Below are 20,204 nucleotides of genomic sequence, written 5' to 3'. Positions count from 1 at the left end.
GCCGAGACGCAATGCCCAGGAACGCCACTCTCCGGGAACCCCGCCTCGAGCAGCGAGGGTGCGTCGGTTTCGCTCATCTCGAGTCCTCTGTGTCTGTGTGGAAGGTGCGGAAATCGGGGCGGAAATCGGGGCCGAAGCCGAGGTCTTCGACCGGGGTCGGGGTGCCGGGGAGGTGGAACCAGTCGGTGGGTGGCGGCTGGAACGGCAGTCCCGGCACGGGGACGTGCATGTCGGGTGTACAGCGGTGCAGGGGCCCGGCGGCGGCATCGAGGATCACCCGCATCTCGGGGTCGATGTGACGCAGGATGTAGGTCGACATCGAGGACTTGTCCTCGGCGATGCGAGCCGCTTCGAACCCGCGGTGCAGTGCCGCGAAACGGATGGCCACGCCCCGGTGTTCCCACCAGCGACGGCACCAGGTGTAATTCCCCTCGCGGGAGCTGCCGGTCAGGCGCACCGCGGTGATGGGCAGCAACCACCGCTCGGTGAACTCGGTGAAGTCGGTGAACCGCGGCGGCGGTGGCGTCTTCTGCTCGCTCGCCCCGTCCTCGCCGGTCGCTGGAGGTGGCGGTGGTGGTGGCGGTGTGACCGCGGTGCCGAAGAAGTTGTAGGGCACCGGTTCGAACGCCAGCGAGGCCAGTGGCTGATGCCGGGCCCGCGTGCAGCGATGCAACGGCCCGTTCGCGGCATCGAGAATCACCCGGAAATGCGGATCGACGTGCCCCACCAGGTAGGCGTTCATCGCCGATCCGACCTTGGAGCGGCGTGTCGCCTCGAACCCGCGGTGCAGGTGGGCGATTCGCACCGCCACCGGGCGGTGCGCCCACCATTGCGTGCACCAGGTGTAGGTCTGCTCGCGGTGCGATTCGGCCAGGCGAACCCCGATCATCGGCAGCAGCCATTCCTGCGCGAACTGCACAAAATCCCGGAACCGCGGCGCGGTCGGAGAGGGCGTAGCGCTCACCATGCCCAGACCTCTCTGCCGTCGCCGTCGCCGCCGTTGTCGGTGGGCTTGGTCAGCGTCACCGTCGCCGCGGTGCCGCCGGATCCGCCGAAGCGGGCCAGCGATGCCGCGATGGCCTCGGCGTGCGGGCTCTCGGTCCACCATCGTTTGCGCACCAGCAGCGGCTTGTGACCCGGAAGACGAATCAGCGCACGGTCTTTCGGCAGGGCGGCCAGGTCGGACACGGTCAGGATCGGCTCCGCGCGCCAGGTGAGGGTCTTCTGCGTGCCACCGGGTCCGCGGCTGCGGGACCGGTCTGCCACGTCGTGATCGCCGACGAACCGCGACCACTGCTCCAGGTAGTCGAGCACGGCGATACCGCCGCCGTAAATCTCCACCGACTGGGCGCGCATGGTCCTCAATCCGTTGACGCCCCACAGGTCTTCGCCCTGCTCGAGGACCTGAAGGATCGTGATGATCGCGATCCCGCAACCACCCGCATACGTGTAGTAGGAAGGCAATTCGCCGATCTGCGCGCAATTGGCCGCTTCGTCGAGCACCGCCGTGAGCGGAATCCGCAGCCGCCCATCAGGGCGGGCCCGCGCGATCTCCAGCGCGGCCTCGAGGATCTGCCCCACGAGCGCCGCGGTCAGCGGTGTCGCGCTGTCGGCGCCCTTCATCGACAACGCGTAGAGCGTGTCACCGCGAGACTGCACGAAATCGGCCGGTGTGAACTCCGGGAGATCGTGCACGATCTCGTCGTCGAACTCGTTGTCGACCACGATTCCCGCGCGACCGGTGCCGAGGTTCTCGGCTTCGTGGGCCCGCAGCAGCCGCCGCCGCGGCGGGGTGACCAATCTGGCGTACCCGGAGTCGGTGAGCGCGTTCAGGAACCGGCGTGCCATGTCGTACAAGCCATCGCGCTGACGCGCGTACAGCGCTTGCGATTCCAGGATCCGCTCGCCGGCACGGTCGTGCCCGGCATGACGCAGAATCAGCGCTGGTGTCTGATCCTGGTCTCGCCCAAGCCATTCCGCGACATGCAGCAGATCTCCCCGCCCCACCGCGGCCGCCAACATATATAATGCCAACAGTTCCTGCGCGCCTCCGTCGAAATAGGAGTCCACTCGGGCGTTCGCGGCCTCTGCGGCGCTCCCTGTGGAGGCGGAGACGAAGAACGAGGCGAGTTTGCGTGCGGAGGGCAAATCTTTGACCTGACCGAGAAGATTCACCCAGAACGTCACTTGCGGTGTGCCCGTGACACCTTGCAGATCGCACAGCCACACCCGGCCGCGGCGCTCCCGCTCGCCGAGGGTGTGGCGGTAGAGGTCCGGTTTGTTGCTGGTGGCCAAGCACGCACCCCACGCCTCCAGCGTGAACGGCACCGCCCACGCCATGGTTTTCCCGGTTCGGGTGCCCGCGCAGATCGTGGCGCCCAATTCCGCGGGCAGGTACAGCCCCACTCCGCCGGAGACGGTTTCCCCCAGGTAAGGTCCCGGATTCGCGCGCACGTCGGGGGGCGCGGCAGCCAGGAGCCGTTCGGCGGCGGCCAGGTTGTCGGCCTCGCGGGCGAGGCTGATCGTGGCCGGGCGCGCCATCGTGCGTGCGGCAGCGTCGATTTCGCTGCGACGGCCTGCCGAGAGCCACCAGCGTCGCCCGGCTCCGAGTGCGCCGATGCTCATCACCAGCGCGAGAACGCTGGATTGCCACGGCCATGCCCGCTCTCCGGCGGCGACCTCGACCAGTCCGGTGAGGGGGCTCGCCACGGTGGGCCGTCCGGCCAGCCAGCCGCCGAGAATCAGCGCCACCCAGCCCACGGCCAGTACGATCACCAGTGCGCCGGTCAGCAGCAGCACCGTTGTCTCTTCGGTGTGTCCGCCGCGGTCGCGGCGGCGGGTTTCGCGTCCGAACATCGCTGTCATCCAGTTCTTGTGTCGAAAGGCAGTGAGGACAGGTGGTTACAGCTCGGCCCCGAAGCCGGACCCGGGAATCTCGACCTCGGGGGGCTCGGGGTCGACAGCGGTGTCGAGCGTGGATGTGCTCGCCGGCAGGGCGGCCTCGATCGCGGCGGCCGTCGACGGCGGGGGTGGTGGTGGATCCGTGCGCGCCGCGACCGTGCTCGCCCCGGGGTGTGGTGGCGAGGCGGTAGGGGTGAGTTGCTCGGACAGCGCCGACCACGGCACCTCTGCCAGCCCGGCGCGGCGCGCCAGATCCACCTCAGCTGGCGTGGCCCCGGCTGCGTAAGCGTGGTGAGCTGCCGCACGCAGGTCGGTGTTCAGCAGCTCGAGCGTCTCGACGTGCGCGCGGACCGTGGCGGGCTCCACACCCAGCTGATCGGGACGGCGCGGGTCGGGGACGAGTTGCCGGGACTGTCGTGTGTGCGCGGCAGCCAGGTCGCGCAGTTCCCGCAAGGCCGACAGCCGCCTGGCCTGCGGTGCGCTGGCGAGTTCGGCCTGGACCGGCGCACTGCGCTCGGGGTCGGCCATCGCCCCAGGCTCGGACGCAGCCGCCGGGTGTTCGGTGGTGAGGATGTCGTCGATCCGGTCCACGATCTGGTCGATGCGACCCGGCGGCGCTAGGGCGGCGGGGTCGGGCCCGAACAGCCGGTCCAGCACAGAGCCGCGAACGTCCGGACCGCTGTCGGCTTCGGTCGCGACGGTCGGTGGCGGGCGCCAGCGGGCTGCGTCCAAGCTGGCGTCGTCGGTGGGTGTGGGCCGCAGTCCGGTCAGTTCGCCGGTGACGTGGAGGCTGTGCCGGATCGATTCGGCGGCGTCAGGGTCGCCGTTGAGCGCGTCGAGGACCGTCTCCGCCAGATGCGCGTGTCCACGCCACAGGTTGAGCGCGGCGATCAGTTCGCGCCACTGCGGGTTTCGGTCGTAGGTGTCCGCCAGTTGCCGCGCTTGGGCGGCGAATGTGTCGGCGTGTTGCGGGCTTTCGGCGTACCGGGCCAGTTCGTGCAGGGAGAGGTACTGCCGCAATGCCGCGGTGACCTCGTCGCGTGAGGCTGCTCGCATCGTTGTGGACGCCGATGGTGTGCTCACGGGATAGACCTCCGTCGTTTCTAACGAAGTCCGGCCCGCGTGGATGCGGGGCGGATGGAGGTCCCTGATGCCGGAACGGTGGTCGGCCCGGCCCCTTACCCGAAGCCGATGACGAGGACGATCACCGCGATACGTACAGTTGAACGTGGGGAATCTGTTGCGCCACTGGCCTTCCTGCGCACGATGACGTGCGGGTGTGGCCGAGGGTTCGTGTCAGGGGCTCATCCCGTGCTCCTGACGTGATGGGGGCTCGACTCCTGGTGGTGGCGTGGGTTCTTCGCCCACAGTGGCCAGTGCGGTATCGGGGCTCAGCGCGGCCGCGATCGCGGTCCCGGCATCCGTGCCGGGCGAGTCGGGGTCGGCGGTCTGTCCGGTGGCGGCGGCGACGAATTCGTTTTGGAAGGTCATCCGCGCGGCCCGCATCCACTCCGCCAGACTCGGCGGCGCCGCATCGGTGGTGCGCGCGGCACCATCGCCGGGGTCGATGTAGGGCGGCACGGATTGCTCCCCGGTGGGCATCGTGAAACTGACATACGCACTGGCCAGGCCGGTTTCGGTCGCGTTCAGCGCCCAGATGGCGTGCTGGCGGCGCACGCCTTCGGCCATGTCACCCCATAGCCGGCGTCCCTCGTCACCGGTGATCTGTACCGCGTCCGCGTGGGCGCACACCCGCTGATGTCGCAGCTGTAGCCGATCGATAAACGTTTGAGTCTTCTCGGGCCCGATGTTCAGTAGCCAGCGTCCGGTCGCCTGCCGGTCCTCGATGGCGGCCGCGATCGCGGTCATCCGGTCGAGGTGGTACAGCTCGACCTGCAGCAGGTCCGCGATCAGTTGCTCACCCTCGGTGGCGCGTATCAGCCGGTCGGGCACCAGCACCGGGGCAGGCAGTGGCGATCCTGCCAGCAACACCGTCCGGACGATGTCGCGGACCCACGCCGGGTCGACTCCGCCTTCGATGGCCAGTTGCTCGGCCAGCTCGCGCTGGGTTTGGATCGCGTCGAGCGCGGCCGCGGCCACCTCCTCCGCAGGGACATCGTCGCTTGCTTCCGCGGCGTATTTGGCTGCGCCACGCACTCTTTCCTTCCGCTCCAACTGCGCCCAGTGCTCCACCGTTCGCATCAGCTGGGCCTGCCAGCCGACGATCGTAGGTGGGCGCTCGCCTCCTTCTCGGCCGTTCACGGTTCGGAACTCCACCGCCCCGGCGTCGGCCGCTCGAACTCCGCGGTGTCCCTCCCGGGCCCCGAGGCGTGGTGGTCCGGAGTGCTCGCGTCGAGGTCGGCCGCCGGCACCGGGCCACTCGCCGTCGTGAGGGGGGAGGTCAGAGCTTCGGTGTGACCGGGCACGCCACGCGCGCGCCGCCACGCGTCGGACGCTTGCTCGATCATCGCCAACACCGCTTCGGATTCGCGGGACGGGCCGGTCAGCTCGTCCGGGGGCGCGGCGAGGCCGAGAAGTTCCGGATGGCTGTAGGTGGTCCATGCCGCCTGGCGCTCGGCGCGACCCGACATCGACAGCACCTCCACCGTCGCGGCCCAGCCGGTGCCGTCACGACTCCACAGCGAATCTCGTTCGGCCCCAGTCAATCCCCACTCATCCATCGTTCGGTACACCGACATCCATATCCGCCGCGCATTGGTGACCAGCGCTTCGCCGATGCGGGAGCCACGCGCGGGGAAGGGGTCGACGCGATGCTCGGCGGCCAGGGCGGCCATCTGGGTCATGACCCAGATATCCCGGGCGATCTCGTCGACCACCGCGGCGCGTCGCAGCGAGTCCGGCGCTCGCGGTGCCTCCCACACGCGTCGCTTGAGACCGTCGTCTTCGGCTCGGTTCAGGTCGGTGGCAGGGATGCCCACCGCGCATCCGTGGCGCCGGAGGCGTTCCAGCGTCAGCGTCGCCACGTTGAGCTCGGCCATCCAGTCACCGAACGCGCCGCGGGTGGCGTCCTCGCGGGTCGGCTCCGGATACCGGTCGACCAGCACGATGCCGACATGGCGTGCGGTGTCGTAGTAGGTGCGCAGCAACCGCACCTTCCAACCCGGCCACTCTGTATGACCCGCGTTCATCGCCGCCGCTGTGACGGTCGGTTCCGAGTGATTCATGTTGCTGTGCATACGATTTCGCCTCTCGGGTTCACAGTTCGGGCCCCCCGTGCGGTGTGTCGGGGCCAGGTGTTGTCACGGTCGGGTCGATGTCGGGGCCGGTGAGCCACTCTCGCCACTGTCGATCGGGTCCGGGCGCCGCGAACGCCTGCAGCGCCAGATCGGTCCGCCACGGATCCCCACTCGGATGCTGGCTCGCGGCGAGCAGGGCGGACTCCGCGTCGGCGAGCAGCAGCCGCGGCGCGTCGGCCCAGCTCCCGGCGCGTCCCGCTTGTTCGGCGCGTAGACCGAACAGCGCCAACGCCCGGTCGGCCGCCTGTTCCACCGAGGCGCGGGCGGCGCTGGTGTATTCGATCCCCAGATCCAGCTCCGACCGCCCGGTCCGCAGGGCTTCGACGTGGCGGGCCCAGCGGGCGGCACTTCCGTCCCACAGCTGGGTGTGCTCGATCTCGGTCAGCTCCGCGACCGCGCCGATGCCCTCGGCCAGGCGCCACCGAGCCTGCATGTTGCGCCACATTCGCTCCTCCGCGCCCATCAGCCATTCGTCCGCTCTGGTCAGATCGGGTTCGGCGGCGTGACGCCCGTCCACCATCAGGGTCAGCAGCGCCGCGCGCTGCATCCCGTAGACCTGTATGGCGATCGCCTCACGCTGTTGTTCGGCCAGCGGGGCGAGTCTGGACGGATTCATGGCGCGGGCGAGTCGACCGTCTTCCCAGGCGATTCCGGCATGCCCGAGATCGCGCGCCAGGTCGATCAGCGGCAGGGGCACACCGGCGACGTAGGCGTGTTCTTCCAGCTCGCGCCGCTCCGCTCGCAGGTCGGCGAGCCCGGCATGCCAGCGCACCAGCGCGATGTCGGCGTCGGTGTGCGCGGTCAGCGGCACCTCACCCGGTCCTCGGTCGGCCCGCCGTCGGAATTCGGCGGCACGAGTCTGGATCTGTTCCAGCAGCCGCGCCTGCCAGCGCGTGAGCCGTCCAGCGTCCTCACGCGGGGTCATAACCGACCACCTCCATCGATACCTCCGGCGGCGCGATGACCTCCGGTGGCCCGTTCTCGGCCGCCGGGATATCGGCGAACCCGGTGCGGGTGGCCAGCACGGCTTGGCCGACCGAAAGGGCGGTGTCGGGATGCTCTGCCGTGCTGAGGGTTTCGAGCTGGGTGCGAGTGGCGGCGATGATCTGATCCGGGGTCCGGCGCATCACGCGGGTGAGGTCGGAGTGGGTGACGCCGCTCTCGCTCATGACCTGCAGGACCAGGGCGTCGTACTGGTGGTCGCCCTTGGCCACGGGAAGGTACCGGGCACCGAGTTGACTGCCCCGCAGTTCGGCCAGTTCGTTGGTGCGCATGCTGATGTGCCGGTCCGAGCCAGACCAGATCTGCGTGATCTCCTTGTCGGTCAGGCGCAGGCAGTGTCCGGCCGCACCCAGTACCTGCCATCGGACACTCAAGCCGGTGGCCATGTTGCCGCGCAAAGCCGCGCCGTCCGCGCCGGTCATCAGTCCGGTCGACTCGACCACGGCGTGCAGCACCACCAGGTCGTGCAGGGTGCCCAGCCGGGCGCCGAATCGGCGCAGGTGTGCGTCGCGGTCGGCGTAGTCGTCGCTGTGGTAAACGGGATGGTCTCCCCAATCGCGGCCCCGTTCGCCCGCCAAGCGTTCGAAATGCACCGCCGCCGCCGGCACGCCCGCGATCAGCGCGGTATCCGAGAGACGATCGATCACGTAACCGAGGCGTACGTCGGCGCGCGCGTCCATCGCTCCCTCCGCGCGCATCTGCGCCGCCGCGTGGGCAGCGTGATGGATGGCATGCAATAGCTGTTTTTGCAGCGCGGAAGGGTAGTAGACCACGGCTGCTCACCTCCACCTCATGGTTCGAGCTCTGGTCCGATGGGAATGTCGTGCACGGCAAGGGGTTCCACGTCGATCACCAGCCCGGCCGGCTCCGATACCGCCTCGGTCGGCTCGGGCTCCGGGGTAGTGAGCGCGGTCAGTCCGGCGTCGACGATCGATCCCGCAGCTCCCGCGCCCGGCCCGATGTCGGGCTCGTGGTGCGCGGCGGACGTGGCCGTCTCCGCCTGAGTGGCCTGACCGATGAACGACGCCCAGTGGCTCAGATGGCGCAGGACGGTCAGGGCTTCGGCCAGGCCCCCGACGAACTCGCCCACCGCGGCACCCCGCGTCGCCGCGGCTGCCGACCGTGGGTTGGTCTGGGCGAATCCGGTGTCGCGGTAGGATTTTCCGGTGTCCTCGGCGAACCGGGCGCGGAACGCTTCGGCGTCGCGCGTCTGTTCCTCGGACAGGTCCGCACTCGCGTCGGCCGCGGCGAACGCCGCCGCGGACCGCTGCGCCGCGGCCGCTCCGGCCGCCGGATCCTCGCCCGCCTTCGCGCTGAAACCCGCCGCCCGTCTCATCGCCGCTAGACGCAGTTCCTTGATCTCACGCTCGAGTTCGAACAGCTCCCTGTCCTGGCGGAACCGCTGGCGATCGCGCTTCAGGCGCTGCCGATGGCTGGCGCTGTCGCGGCGATCCTTGCTGCGGGATTCGGAGTCTTGGCGCGCGCCCCGGTGTTTGATCTCGGCTTGCCGCAGCGACTCGGTGTCCGCTTGTGCTTCGGTGCGGGTACGAATCTCGACCCCGCGCAACTGGTTCAGATACCGCTCCTCGTCACGCTTCTGCTGTGCGTGGCGGACCCGCTGGAGGTGCTCGAGCTGTGACCGCAGGTCCTTGGCTTCGGCGATCGCCGTCGCTTGGTCGTGTGCGGCGCGGGATCGGCCGTCGGCGCCGTACGATCGCAGTGCCCCCGCGACCATCTGGGCGCTGTGCAGGGCCTGCGTGAAGCTCTGCCCGGCAGCCCGTCCGCTTTCGGCTACGGGGTCGTCGCTGGTCATGACATCACCTGTGGCCTGGACAGCGGGAACGTGGCGAGCAGTGCGTTCTGCCCTGAACACGCCTCCATGGAGGCACGATTTCCGATGAATGTAGCTGCGCAGCAATGAGTTTCGACGTCATGGAGTCCCATGTCGTCGGTGGCCGCCTGCACGCAGGCCGGTGTGACCGCCACGGACGCCACTGCGCGGGCGGTCCGCCGCGGTGTGCCTCGTGCACCCGGGGCGGGGGTCTGTTCGGTGGCGGGTGTGTTCATGTCGATCGTCCGGACCGGTCGACGTGCAGGGTGGTCAGGTCGTAGTGGCGCCAGGGCACGGGGGTGGGGTCCAGGCACGCTGCGGCGGCAGGGCTGCCGTGGGCGTTGGTGTCCAGGTCGAGGACCAGGACCTCGCGCGTCGCGGCGTAGCGCAGGCGGGCGGGCTGGATGCCGCGGCGGCGGGACAGGATCAGTCGCAAGCGCAGCGCACGCAATCCGGCAGCGGCGCGGGCGCGTCCAGCTATCCGGATCGCGTGGTGGGCGACCAGTTCCGACTGCGCGTCGGCCAATGCGGTCGCCATCGCATCCTCGCTGCCGTCGCCTTCGCCACCGACGTCGTGCTCGTCGGGGTCGTGCTCGTCGAGGTCCTCGCCGCGCAGGTGGCGAGGAAGGTGTCCCCGCGAGATCACGGTGCCGTCTTCGGCACACACCGCGAAACGCCCGAATTGCGCTGCGGCCCAGAGAGTAAGGGCCGGTGCGTGGCGTGCTCGGCGGACGAGTCGGTCGTAGGTACGGCCTCGCACCAGCTCCGCTTGCCGGATCGCTTCGTAATCGATGCCGTGCTCGACGAGTAACGCGGTGAGGAAACGCTCGTAGCGGGCGGGGTCCTCATCGAGTGCGTAGCCGCGGGCGATCTCATCGATGCGCGCTGTGCTCGCGTGCTGTTGGAGTTCGCCGGCGTAGTACTGGGCTACCCGCCCCGGCGAGAGCCGGTAGCGCAGCCGCCTCGCCGCGGCGTCTTCGCCGGTGTGGGAGCGGGTCGCAAGCCGATCGTTGCCGGTCACAGCGAGGGCTCCTCGGTAGCGTGCGGAGAGGCCGGTGGCGGCGGGCTGCCGCCGATGGTCTCCGCGGGTCCGGGCTCAGTGGTGGTGGCAGGGTGCGGGGCAGCCCACCCGGCGAACACCTCGGACAGGGCCGTCTCACGGAGCTCGGCGAGACGCCCGCGGGCGGCCGCCAGCAGATCAGCGGTCGCCTGGAAATGCACACCGCGATCGGCCGGAGTATCGAGCAGCGTCGAGGCCACATGCGTGCCGTGCCGTTCGATCCGGGGGTGGCAATGCTCCTCGGCCCAGATCTCGTCGAGCCTGCCCGGGCACTCCCACAGTGTCTGCGACAGCGCGCGCAAGATCTTGTCGCGATCAGTGGTGAGCGTGCTGACCAGCGCTCTGGCCTGATCGGTGCTCGGCTCGGCGAGATCGGTCGTCACGGCGATCAGCGAGCGGACCGCGGCAAGGTTGCGCTCATGTTGGATCACCGACGGGTGCATCCGCGACATGTGCCACGGTCGACCGGCAGGCGGCTGCCAGCGAAGGAACTCGGTCTCGATGACGGCGCCGACAAGGATCATCTGCCGATATCGCACGAATTCGACTGCGGCACACCATCTCAGACCGGCTCGCACCGCGGCGTCGAGATCGCGTGCCTCACCCACACGCTCCCAATCCATGAACAGCATCCCCAGTACCCGGACCTGATCGATCTGGCGGTCCGGCACCCCCGCCGCGCGGGCATCTTGCTCGACTTCCAGACGCATGCGCGTGCGGTCTTCGTCGCCGTAAGCTTCACTCCAGACCGGGTGACGGGCCGAAACAGCCGCGATGGCCAGCAACTCTTGACGGTGACTGTTCATGGTGGTCATCAAGTCCTCCTCACAGGCGCGGTGCGGTCGTCGACCACTGGCGGGCTGGGTCTGCACACGCGGCACCGGCAATTTCGGGCCGCGCGGTGGTGCGCCCGCGGCGGCGCAGGTCCCAGCCCTCCCACGGCGCCCGTGGTGTCACAGTGACGATTCGGCCGGAGGTCAGGGCGTGCAACAAGTGCGCGGGTGGCGGCTTCTCGGGAGGTGGGATACATCGGTCTGCTCCTTTGCCGGGTGTGGTCAGCTGGTGACGAAGTGCGCCAGCCGCCAGCCGTTCCCGGTGTCGCGCATGACGGCGGAGACCGTCATGCGCCGGTAGGGGGTTCTGGTGTTGTCGAGGTGGTGCACGGTCTGGGTGACGGTCGCGGCGACCAGGCATTCACCGTCGACGGCCGTCGTGGTGACGGTGGGTTCGGTGACGGCGGCGCGGATCACGTCGCGGGACTCGCGCCAGGCCTGCCAGTCCGGTAGCGGCCGCACTCCCGAGGTGGCGCCGGGCGAGGAATCGGCGGTGGCCGCGAGTTCGCCGGTCAGCCACGGCCGGGCCCGCACCAGACCCGCGCCGGGGCTCTCGTCGACGACCGGCTGCCAGGAGAACATCGCGGTGAGCGCGTGCACCGCGGCGGTGTGCGCGTCGGCGCCCTCGGGCATGGGGCCCTCGATCCCGTGCTCGGCATCTCCGGGCCCATGCTGTTCGCCGCCGGGAGTGTCGCGGCTGACCGACACCACCACGGTGACGGCCACCGCCACGGCGGACAGCACGCTGAGGACGAGAAGCCAGGTTCTGCGCGTCACGGTCATCTCTCTTTCTCAGCTCAGGGTGGTGGAGTATTCGCGGGCCGTCGCGAGGATGATGTCCGCGTAGGGCCGGGTCTGGACGATGTAGTCGTGGCCGTCGACCGGAAATCCCCTGTTGCGCAGGACTGCTCCAGGGCCGGCGTTGTAGGCGGCCAAGTACAGCTCCTCGCGGCCGTTGGTTTCGATGACTTTGCCGTCGGCGATCCAGCCGTCGATCGTCGCGGCGATCTCGCACATGTAGCGGCCCTGGGCCATGATCGCGTCGGCCGGGTCGAACGGGCTGATTCGGTCGTTTTTGTCCTCGTCGGTCAGCCCGTACGCGGGCCAGACCTCCGGCATGAACTGCGAAATACCTTGTGCGCCAGATGAACTAATCGCGTTCGGGTCGAATCCCGATTCCTGCTTGCCCTGGGCGGCCAGCAGGGACGGGCTGATCTGCGGGCACAGGGTCCCGGCGCGCCGGTACATCTGCTCGTACTGCGGCGGCACCCGACCCGGCGCCAGGTCGTCCTCGCCGCCGCCGGGCCCGCACTCCGAACCCGACCCCGGGCCGACGCCGGGGCTGGGGGCGGCGGGGCCGGGACCGATCGGGGTAGAGCCGTCGGGCAGGCCGCCGCCGCTGACCGAGACGTGGATGTGGTCGTAGTGGTTGGCGGTCGGGCTGCCGCGGTCCTCCATCATCGACGGTGACCCGGTGCCCGGGATGTACTGCTGACGCCAGATCAGGTATTCGATGTGCAGCTCGGCGGCGTGGGCCAGCAGAAATTGGGTGATCCGGTCACCGAGGGCTTTGCCGGTGCCGCTGCTGTATCCGGGGATCATGACGTCGACTGCGCGGCCGGCCGAGTGCTCGCCGTAGGCATCGGGTGGACGCCACCCTCCGATCGTGGTCACCTCCGGGAACCGGGCCGCGACCAGGCGGGCCACGCGCACGGCGTCGATCTGGAGTTTGTCCTCGCTGCCCACGCTGGCAGGCAGCGGCGGAAGCTCTGCCACCCCGGCGGCCGCCCGCGAGTCAAGCCCAGGAGGAGCTGGGCCAGGAGCCGACGGTTCGGGTGTGGCGGGTCCGGCGCTACCCGGTTCGAGCGCGCCCGCCAGCCAGGGCATCGGGTCGATCGCGCGACCGCCACCGAGCCGGGTGCCCTCCCGGATCTCCAGGTGCAGGTGCGCCCCTTCCGGGCCCGGAGGTGACACTTCGCCGGCGTAGCCGACTTTCGCGATCAGCTGCCCGGCCCGGACGCTGGCGCCCACCACAACGGCGGGGTCGATGTCGTCGGCGAACATATGCCCGTACACCGAGGAATAGCTGGACCCGTTCATGTTGTGGTCGAGGACGATCCACGTGCCGAATCCGCTGGCCGGGCCGACGGCGGCGACCACGCCGTCGGCGACGGCGTAGATCGGCTGGCCCGCTTCGGCACCGAAGTCGGTGCCGTAGTGGAATGTGCCCCACCGGGGCCCGTATCCGGAGGTCAGGGTGTAGGTGCCCTGCGCCATCGGCATCGATTTCGAGCCCGCGGGCAACGCCATTCCCGCGCCGGGGCCCGATGGCACCGGCCCGCATCCGGGCGTGTCGATCACGACCAGCAGGAGCAGCAGCGGCACCACCGCGACGACGACCGAAATCAGGGCCGCCCCAATACTTTTCATCGGTGCCTCCGATCCCGCACCATGCCCGCCTCGAATCCCGGTCGGCCCACCGTCAACGACTCCCTGGTCGGTCTGCGAGCTCCCGGGGTGTGCGTGTACGCCGACGTCCAGCCGACGTCGCGCTGGTGTCCCACCACCCGGGACTCGCCGCCGTCCGATCCAGCAGCGTTGACACCACAGCAGCGGGCCTGCGATCCGGTCGCTGAAAGGGCTGAGCAGCAGACGAATTCACACATGTGCTCGAGCCGCACCTCGTGCGCGGTGTGTTTTCGCGACGGTGAACCTGTCATCGTCCGTAACCTTGCTCGGGAGGCTGCTGAGCCGAATCCAGCGCGTTCGCGGGATCGGTTTCCCACCTCGGTGTCTCGCTTTCCGAATTCGGAACCGCCGCAATTTCGTCAGCCGGGGCCGATTGGTGCGAAATGTGTGATGGCTGTTCGCCGTCGGCCGCCGACGTCTCCAAGGCCGCGCCCAGAAACAGGTAGAGGAACGGTGACTTCTGCTGCGCCCCGGGCGCCTCGTGCTGTGCTACGAGATCCCGATGCAAAGTGTCCGGGATGATCGCGAACGGGCGGACCGCTTCGATCACTTCATCGGCAGTGCCGATCTCGTCGGGCCGGGTGCCGATAGACAGCTGAATGGTGCCGCCATCACCGGATTCGTCGACACCGTCCAGAACTTGAGCGAAGTACGTGCCCAAACCACGATCCCATCCGATGACGATCTCGCGGTCGGATACGCTCGGATCCAACGGATCCAGTACGATTCGATTGCTCACCATTCGACTGGCCTCCTGCCTCCGGCCACACTTTCGTTAGTCACCATTGGCGGGCCCTCATCTCGTGGTCGAAGTCGAAACGGCGGTTGGTGTTGTGGACCGCCGTGGCGCGTTCGGTGGGCGTGAAGTGCAGCCGGAACGGGGTTCCCGCGCTGTCGGTGGAGGATTCGCCGGTCAGGAGCAGGAAGCAGCCCATTCCTGGTGGTGTGTCCTCGCCGTGGCTCGGGCTGTCGAGGTGGTCGGTGTCGCTGGCTGGCAGTGGTGCCGCCCAGGAGGTGACGAGTAGTTTCGCGGTTTCGGTGATCCCGATCGAGCCGCGGATGCGGTCGATCTCGTCGGGCCCGACCGCGCCGATGATCTTCGCGCGCGCCCGGTCGAACAAACCGATGCCTTTGGCCTGTGCCGTTGCGCTGTTGAACGCGGCCAGATCTCGTAGGGTGTGGCTGCACATGACGAGCCAGGTGGCGAACTCGCGGTGCAGCCGGGTGAGCGCGTCGACGCGGTCGACCATGTAGTCCCCACCCGCGGACAGCACTCGCCAGATCTCGTCCATCACGACTCCGAACAGTCGGGGTGGTTGTAGTCCGGCGTCGGCGAGGGCGTGCGCGGCGCCGATGGCGCCGAAACCGGCTGACCAGCACACCATCAGGACCGCCGCGAGCAGTTTGGCGTCGCCTTCGGGTACTCCAGAGACATCGATGCACACCGCGGGGCGTGAGAGGTCCAGCGGCACGGTGGTGGGTCCGTCGAACACCTCACCGAATGGGCCCTCGGTCAGGGCGCGCAGTGATCGCCGTAGCGGTTTGGTGCTCGCGCGGTAGGCCTGCGCGGTGTCTTCTTCTGCGTAGGCGATGAGGCGGTCACTGCCAGTGGCGATCACCTCGAGCAGGTCCGACAGGTGTGGGGGTCGCTCGTGGGTGAACCCGCCGGCGTCGGGGTCGTAGAGCACGCGCACGGCCGCGGCCAGTAACACCTCCTCGAAGTCGGCGACACGCTCGCCGCGCACCAGTTCGATCAGCCCGGCCACGATGGTGACCTGGGCGGCGTGCACGCGGGCGGCGACCTCGCGGCGCTGGGCCGGGTCGGGCAGTTGCGCGACCGCCAAGCCGTAGGCACCGACGTCGAGCGGGTTGATGACCGATTGTCCGTATCCGACCGGGATGACCTGGCCGCCCAATTGCTCTACGAGGTCGCGATAGTCCGGTTTGGTGTCGCCCACCACCAGGACCGTGTCACCGGCGGCGACTCGACCGGTGATGATGCGGCGGATCAGCGAGGACTTGCCGAAACCGTTGAGCGCCAACACGAAAAGGCTCGGCGCGGTGATCAGTTTGCGCAGGAAGGCCGTCATGGGGTCGAAATGGACCGCCGCCCCGGTGATGAGGTGCTCACCGATGGGGGTGCCGAGCATCGGTGCGGCCGCACCGACGGCGAACGGCCACAGCCCGGCGACTTGAGTGGTGGTGGCCCGCCATTCCGGGGTCGCCGCGACTACCCGGGCGCGACCCCCGCCCCGGCCGCGGTAGCCGCGGTCGGACAGGCGGACCGCGCCCGCGTCGGAGTTCGGCAACGCCGGCTGCTCGTCGTTGCGCCCTCCACGACCGGCGTTGACACGTCGGTGGTCGTCGCTGGAGAGGATCCGCCGTGCCCACCATCCGCGCAGACCGCCCTCGCCCGCACGCTTCTCGGTGTCCGCGCGCGCTTGCTCGGTCAGTACCCGCACCCCACCCACCACGGTGGTGCGCGCGGGGCGCGTTCGTCGAGGTCTCGGTGTGGGGCTCATATCCCGATCCGCCTCCGCCTCGGTGTGGACGCGTGCTCTGGCAGCACGATCCCCACGCCGAGCGACGCCGCGAAACTCGCGGCCTGAGCCGCGTAGCAGCGCCGCACTCCCAGCCGACTTGCCGCGCTCATCCCCGCCACCGTCGCTTCGATGCCGGGAAGATCGGCGTCGAGCCGGTCGGTGACGGTGATCAGCGCACCGAACCGGGTCAGGCCCGCGCCGCGCGCTTGTTCCTCACGCGAAGCCGCGGTGTTGGTGACCCGGATCCGCGCCGAGGCGCTGGCGATGCCGCGCTCGGTCTGCTCAGCAGCGACCGCATCGCGGAAATCGTTGTCCACCAGCGTGGTTGCCTCGGCCGCTGAGTGAAGCCGGTACACGATCGCGACGCGTTTTCGGGCGACATCCAGGCGCGGCCGGATCAGTTCTTCGAGTACGCGTTCGTTCACCGCGCCGCGGGGTGCCTCGTCCATCTCCCAGGTGATCGAGCAGCCGCCGTCGTGGCGGTAGTGGTCCCACAGGTCGTCGTGGGCGATCGGGCCCACGCTGTCCCAGCCCTGGGTCTCGGTGATCGACTCTGCGGCTGTCTCCACATCGCGTTGGGAGGCCAGGTCGTAGCGGGACCGGACCAGGGCCATCACCTCCCACGCTCGCATCGGCCGCGCGGGCAACCCCGCTCGCGCGAGCTGGGTGACCACCGTTTGCAGGCGGCGCCCGATCTCGCGCGCCTGCTCGGCCTCGTCGCGGCGGATCCGCCCGCGCCCCATCGGGCGGTAGGTGATCGCGATCCGTGCCTCGACCCGCACCCCCGGCCCGCCGGTGTCGGTCACCGCTTCGGCCATCACGTGGCGGGCATAGTCCGGGGCGTCGTCGCGGACCAGCGCCGCCACCTCTCGCTGTGGCCGCAGCCGGGTCTCCACCACGCTCTCCAGCACCGAGGTGATCGCGACCACGTCGCCGCTGCGGCTCTGCGCGGCGAGCATCTGCCCGTATTCCTCCACCCAGGCGTCGATCGTCGACTGGTCCACCAGCTCTTGTCCGCGGGGCATCACGCGCAGCACGACCGCGTAGTGGTCGGTGCGGCGGATGTGCAGCATCGCGAACTGCCGTCCACCGGGCGTCTCGTACTCGCACAGGCGTGAATCCGCCAGCAGTCCAGGTAGTTTCGCTCGCCCGGGCAACCGCGAGAACCGTCCCGCGCGATACAGCGTCTCCCCGGTCGCCGCGGCCAGGACGTACTGCCCGTACAGCAGCGCCAGTTCCCACCCCGTGCGGCCCCGGTAGGTGACCGCCATCGGCGTGAACACCAGTGCCGCGGTCACGATCGCGGTGCCGAGTACGGGCATCGGCGGCGAGGCCATGAACAGGACCATGATCGCGATGATCAGACCGAGCCCGAACATGGACACACCCCACGTGAGTCCGAAAAACCCTGCGCTGCGCGGCTTTTCCCATCTGCCGTACATGCGGATCGTCATCGCCGGACCTCCAGGGGCCCGGGCCGCTGCTGGTCGGCGGCCGAGTCGGGCGGGCGGGCCGGCGATCCTGACCCCGCCACCGAGCCCGCACCTTTGGCCAGCTGCGCGCCCACCAGCGCCGCGGCGCCGGCCTTCGTAGCCGCACCACCACCGGGAGGAACGCTCGGGGCCTGCGGCCCGCCGCCCCCGCCGCCACGTCCACCCCCACCGCCGCCGCTTGCGTTGCCTCCGCCGGGTGGTAGTGCGCGGCGCCCGCCGCCGTTGCCGCCCGGCGGCAGTGCCGGCGGCGGGGGTCCACCACCACCAGGCCCGCCGCCTCCGCCGCCGGGCGCGGATTGCCCGAGGCGGCGGCCTTCGCGGCGGGCTCCCGCCGCCGCCATGGCCACACCCGCCAGGCCGCCGGCCACCGTCGCGGCCGCGCCTCCGCCGCCACCCAGGCTGGCCGTGTCGGGGGCGACGAGCCTGATCAGCGCGGGCAGCACCAGCGCCGACATCGCCAGCAAGATCAGCCCGAGCACAGCGGTCTGCTCGCCCTGCGGATCGCCGACCGCGGTGAACGCGATCGAGTACACCAGCGCGCCGACGGGTTTCCACAGCACGAACGCCAGCGCCCAGCCCAGCAACCGCTTGTAGGATTTCGATCCTGGCCCGGTGCCCGACGCGGCGGCCGCGATCGGCAGGACCGCGACCACGACGATCAGCAGCGCCTGGCGCGCCACCAACATCACCAGCTGCACGAGCATGCTGAGCGCGGACGCCAGAAACAAGATGAACAGCATTCCGGGGCTGGTCCCCAACGATCCAGCCACATAGGACCGGTACAAGTTCGAGCCGAAGCTTTCCAGATCTCCGTCGATACTTTCGCGTATGACCCAGTCCGCGAACGCGTCTCCAGCGCGGGTGCCCGCGGTGATGACGCTGGCCAAAGCCATCGAGGCCAGCACCGCCCGGCCCAGCATCAGCACCGTTTCCTGCGCCTCCCCCGCCATCCCGCCGCGCTGGGCCAGCGTCAGGCGCACCGCGGCGAACAACAGTCCCGCGATGAGCATCAGCACCTGGATCTCGGTGGTGTAGGCGCGGATCTGATCGAGGACCGGCGCCCACCCGCCGCTGGCGTCGGCGGTCAAGTGTGGTGAGGGCAGCCGCGTCCACCAGGTCAGGGTCAGGCCCAGCAGCGCACCGAATGCTTCACCGATCCATTCGGCCAGGTCGTCGAGCGCGGAGTTCGCCACCGCGCTCGCCGCGGCGCCCGCGGCGTCGTCGACCGCACAGACCGCACCGGCCATCCCGGGGATATCGCAGAAGGGAGGGACGATCTGGTCACGGACAGTGGGGGCGGTCATCGCGGCCCGCCTTTCCACGCGCCGAAGTCCTCGATGGACATCACGTGTCGCGGTGGTGCCCAGAACTGTTCGACGACGCCGGGGATACGCACACGCCAATCCCCGTCCACCCAGACCATGGCCAGGCTCGACACGCTGTATCCACCGGCGCCGTCGCGAGTCGCGGTCTCCACGACCGCCAGCTCGCCGTCGTACCCGCCCATCAGTCGAACGCCGTCGGGCACGACGACGTAGCGGGCGGCATCGACGGTGCGGGCGCGCGCCAGCCGGTAGCGGTCCAGCAGCACCTCCACCATGTCGGGCTCGCCGTAGAAGCGTTGCCGGACAACGCTTTCCCACTCGCCGTCCGGAGCGGCGAGAGCACGGGCGGTGGCATCGAGCCCGGCCAGCGCAGCGCCTTGCGGGGTGCGCGCGAATCCCGTCGCGACCCCGCCGCTGATCCGGGTGGGTCCGTCGGAGGCCGACACCGGCAACGCCGCGCCGTCCCAGCCGCGTTGCCATTGCAGACCGGTCGGCGCGGCGCGCAGGTAGGCGGGATCGGCCGGATCCACTCGACCGGCAGCGTCCTGGGCCAGCGCGACACCGGAATCTGCACCGGTGTCCTCGAGACGGACCCCGTAGCGGTCGACCGCCGGTGGTCTGCTCGCCGTCGACGAGAACGGCGCGACCCGCGAAGTCACCGATGGGGTACTCGACGACGATGCCGACGGTGCCGGGGTGCTGGATGGTTCGCCCGGTGAGCGAACGACGATCACGAACACGGTGACGACGACGGCGACGATGAACGCGAACAACACTGCCGCCAGCTGATATTCGCGGATCGGTCGCCGCCTGCTGCGGGAGCGCTGGTCTAGGGCCACGGCAGCACCACCATGTCCGGCGGTGCGGCCGCGGCCGTGGTCACCGTGTGGTAGCCGGGGATCTCGGGCAGCAGCAGACGCCATCCATCGGCCCGCCACACGACCTGAGCGCGGTGCACGGTGACCGACTCGTCCGGGTGGCGGCTGTAGATGTCGACCTCGGCCACGTCGAGGGTGTAGCGGGCGATGCGGTATCCGAGGATCCTGGGTGCGCCGGTGGCGGGTTCGGTGATGGACACTTGTGCGCGCAGCACCGCCCAGCTGTCTCGCCCCGGCCCCTCCGCGAGCATCTGCTGCCCCACCGTCGCCCAGTCCCGGTCGTCGGCGACGGCGATCCGGACGTTGGCGTGGATGGCAGCCACGGCCGCGCCTGCGGGATTGCGGTCGAACTCGCTGGCCACCGCGCCTTCCACTCGGTGCGGTCCCTGATCGGTGATCGGCAGCTCCACGCCCTGGTACGGCCGCCAGTGCACGCCGCTGGGGGGGCGGTCGGTCGCCCAGGTGGTGCTCGACGGTCCGGCGGTGCTCGGCTCGGGGTCGCTGGCACATCCCAGCAGCGCTGCCGCGGCGATCGGTCCGGTGAACGCCAGAACCGCGATCCTGCTCGCGCGTGGGATGCGTTGTGCTCGTGAGAGTTTCATGCAGATCGTC

At 69.8% G+C, this 20,204-nt stretch carries 18 protein-coding genes; all 18 read right to left on the bottom strand.

Going from position 1 to position 20,204, the window contains the following annotated elements:
- Positions 1 to 73 precede the first annotated feature (73 nt).
- The gene (locus OHB21_RS21705) at positions 74 to 919 is read right to left on the bottom strand and encodes a DUF4913 domain-containing protein (protein ID WP_067509121.1); all 846 of its coding nucleotides are present in this window, start codon (positions 917 to 919) and stop codon (positions 74 to 76) included.
- Between the two features lie 41 nt (positions 920 to 960).
- Positions 961 to 2,865, bottom strand: a complete 1,905-nt coding sequence (locus OHB21_RS21700) for a type IV secretory system conjugative DNA transfer family protein (RefSeq protein ID WP_084537604.1) — start codon at positions 2,863 to 2,865, stop codon at positions 961 to 963.
- Between the two features lie 36 nt (positions 2,866 to 2,901).
- Positions 2,902 to 3,984 (bottom strand): hypothetical protein, encoded by a 1,083-nt coding sequence (locus tag OHB21_RS21695; protein WP_195126709.1) that lies wholly within the window; start codon positions 3,982 to 3,984, stop codon positions 2,902 to 2,904.
- 213 nt (positions 3,985 to 4,197) lie between these two features.
- Entirely contained in the window at positions 4,198 to 5,163 is a 966-nt protein-coding gene (locus OHB21_RS21690) for a hypothetical protein (RefSeq protein WP_195126708.1), read from the bottom strand.
- A complete protein-coding gene (locus OHB21_RS21685) occupies positions 5,160 to 6,086 on the bottom strand; it encodes a hypothetical protein (RefSeq protein WP_195126707.1) in 927 nt (308 codons plus the stop codon). The genes OHB21_RS21690 and OHB21_RS21685 overlap by 4 nt, the downstream gene beginning before the upstream one ends.
- A 31-nt stretch (positions 6,087 to 6,117) precedes the next feature.
- Positions 6,118 to 7,083: a hypothetical protein gene (locus OHB21_RS21680; RefSeq protein WP_067509110.1), complete on the bottom strand. Its 966-nt coding sequence runs from the start codon at positions 7,081 to 7,083 to the stop codon at positions 6,118 to 6,120.
- Positions 7,070 to 7,933 (bottom strand): hypothetical protein, encoded by an 864-nt coding sequence (locus OHB21_RS21675; RefSeq protein ID WP_067509108.1) that lies wholly within the window; start codon positions 7,931 to 7,933, stop codon positions 7,070 to 7,072. Before OHB21_RS21675 ends, OHB21_RS21680 begins: the two co-directional genes overlap by 14 nt.
- 17 nt (positions 7,934 to 7,950) lie before the next feature.
- Complete coding sequence (locus OHB21_RS21670) at positions 7,951 to 9,078, bottom strand: hypothetical protein (protein ID WP_195126706.1); 1,128 nt, start codon at positions 9,076 to 9,078, stop codon at positions 7,951 to 7,953.
- Positions 9,079 to 9,223: 145 nt separating this feature from the next.
- A complete protein-coding gene (locus OHB21_RS21665) occupies positions 9,224 to 10,012 on the bottom strand; it encodes a hypothetical protein (RefSeq protein ID WP_067509104.1) in 789 nt (262 codons plus the stop codon).
- Complete coding sequence (locus OHB21_RS21660) at positions 10,009 to 10,866, bottom strand: hypothetical protein (RefSeq protein WP_195126705.1); 858 nt, start codon at positions 10,864 to 10,866, stop codon at positions 10,009 to 10,011. Before OHB21_RS21660 ends, OHB21_RS21665 begins: the two co-directional genes overlap by 4 nt.
- 240 nt (positions 10,867 to 11,106) lie before the next feature.
- Positions 11,107 to 11,661: a nuclear transport factor 2 family protein gene (locus tag OHB21_RS21655; protein WP_195126704.1), complete on the bottom strand. Its 555-nt coding sequence runs from the start codon at positions 11,659 to 11,661 to the stop codon at positions 11,107 to 11,109.
- Between the two features lie 15 nt (positions 11,662 to 11,676).
- The gene (locus OHB21_RS21650) at positions 11,677 to 13,314 is read right to left on the bottom strand and encodes a M23 family metallopeptidase (RefSeq protein ID WP_195126703.1); all 1,638 of its coding nucleotides are present in this window, start codon (positions 13,312 to 13,314) and stop codon (positions 11,677 to 11,679) included.
- A 286-nt stretch (positions 13,315 to 13,600) separates the two neighbouring features.
- On the bottom strand, positions 13,601 to 14,095 hold the full coding sequence (locus OHB21_RS21645) for a hypothetical protein (RefSeq protein WP_195126702.1): 495 nt from the start codon (positions 14,093 to 14,095) through the stop codon (positions 13,601 to 13,603).
- 37 nt (positions 14,096 to 14,132) lie between these two features.
- Positions 14,133 to 15,815 carry a hypothetical protein gene (locus OHB21_RS21640; RefSeq protein ID WP_328435767.1) on the bottom strand — a complete coding sequence of 561 codons (1,683 nt, stop codon included), beginning with the start codon at positions 15,813 to 15,815 and terminating at the stop codon, positions 14,133 to 14,135.
- Positions 15,816 to 15,871: 56 nt separating this feature from the next.
- The gene (locus OHB21_RS21635; RefSeq protein WP_328435765.1) at positions 15,872 to 17,350 is read right to left on the bottom strand and encodes an SCO6880 family protein; all 1,479 of its coding nucleotides are present in this window, start codon (positions 17,348 to 17,350) and stop codon (positions 15,872 to 15,874) included.
- Positions 17,347 to 18,693, bottom strand: a complete 1,347-nt coding sequence (locus tag OHB21_RS21630) for a hypothetical protein (protein ID WP_147265980.1) — start codon at positions 18,691 to 18,693, stop codon at positions 17,347 to 17,349. Before OHB21_RS21630 ends, OHB21_RS21635 begins: the two co-directional genes overlap by 4 nt.
- Entirely contained in the window at positions 18,690 to 19,553 is an 864-nt protein-coding gene (locus tag OHB21_RS21625; RefSeq protein ID WP_147265981.1) for a hypothetical protein, read from the bottom strand. The genes OHB21_RS21630 and OHB21_RS21625 overlap by 4 nt, the downstream gene beginning before the upstream one ends.
- The gene (locus tag OHB21_RS21620; protein WP_084538257.1) at positions 19,544 to 20,194 is read right to left on the bottom strand and encodes a hypothetical protein; all 651 of its coding nucleotides are present in this window, start codon (positions 20,192 to 20,194) and stop codon (positions 19,544 to 19,546) included. Before OHB21_RS21620 ends, OHB21_RS21625 begins: the two co-directional genes overlap by 10 nt.
- Positions 20,195 to 20,204 lie beyond the last annotated feature (10 nt).

Source organism: Nocardia puris (genome assembly GCF_036051655.1).
Lineage (GTDB): Bacteria > Actinomycetota > Actinomycetes > Mycobacteriales > Mycobacteriaceae > Nocardia > Nocardia puris.
This window is presented reverse-complemented; position numbering and strand designations above follow the sequence as displayed.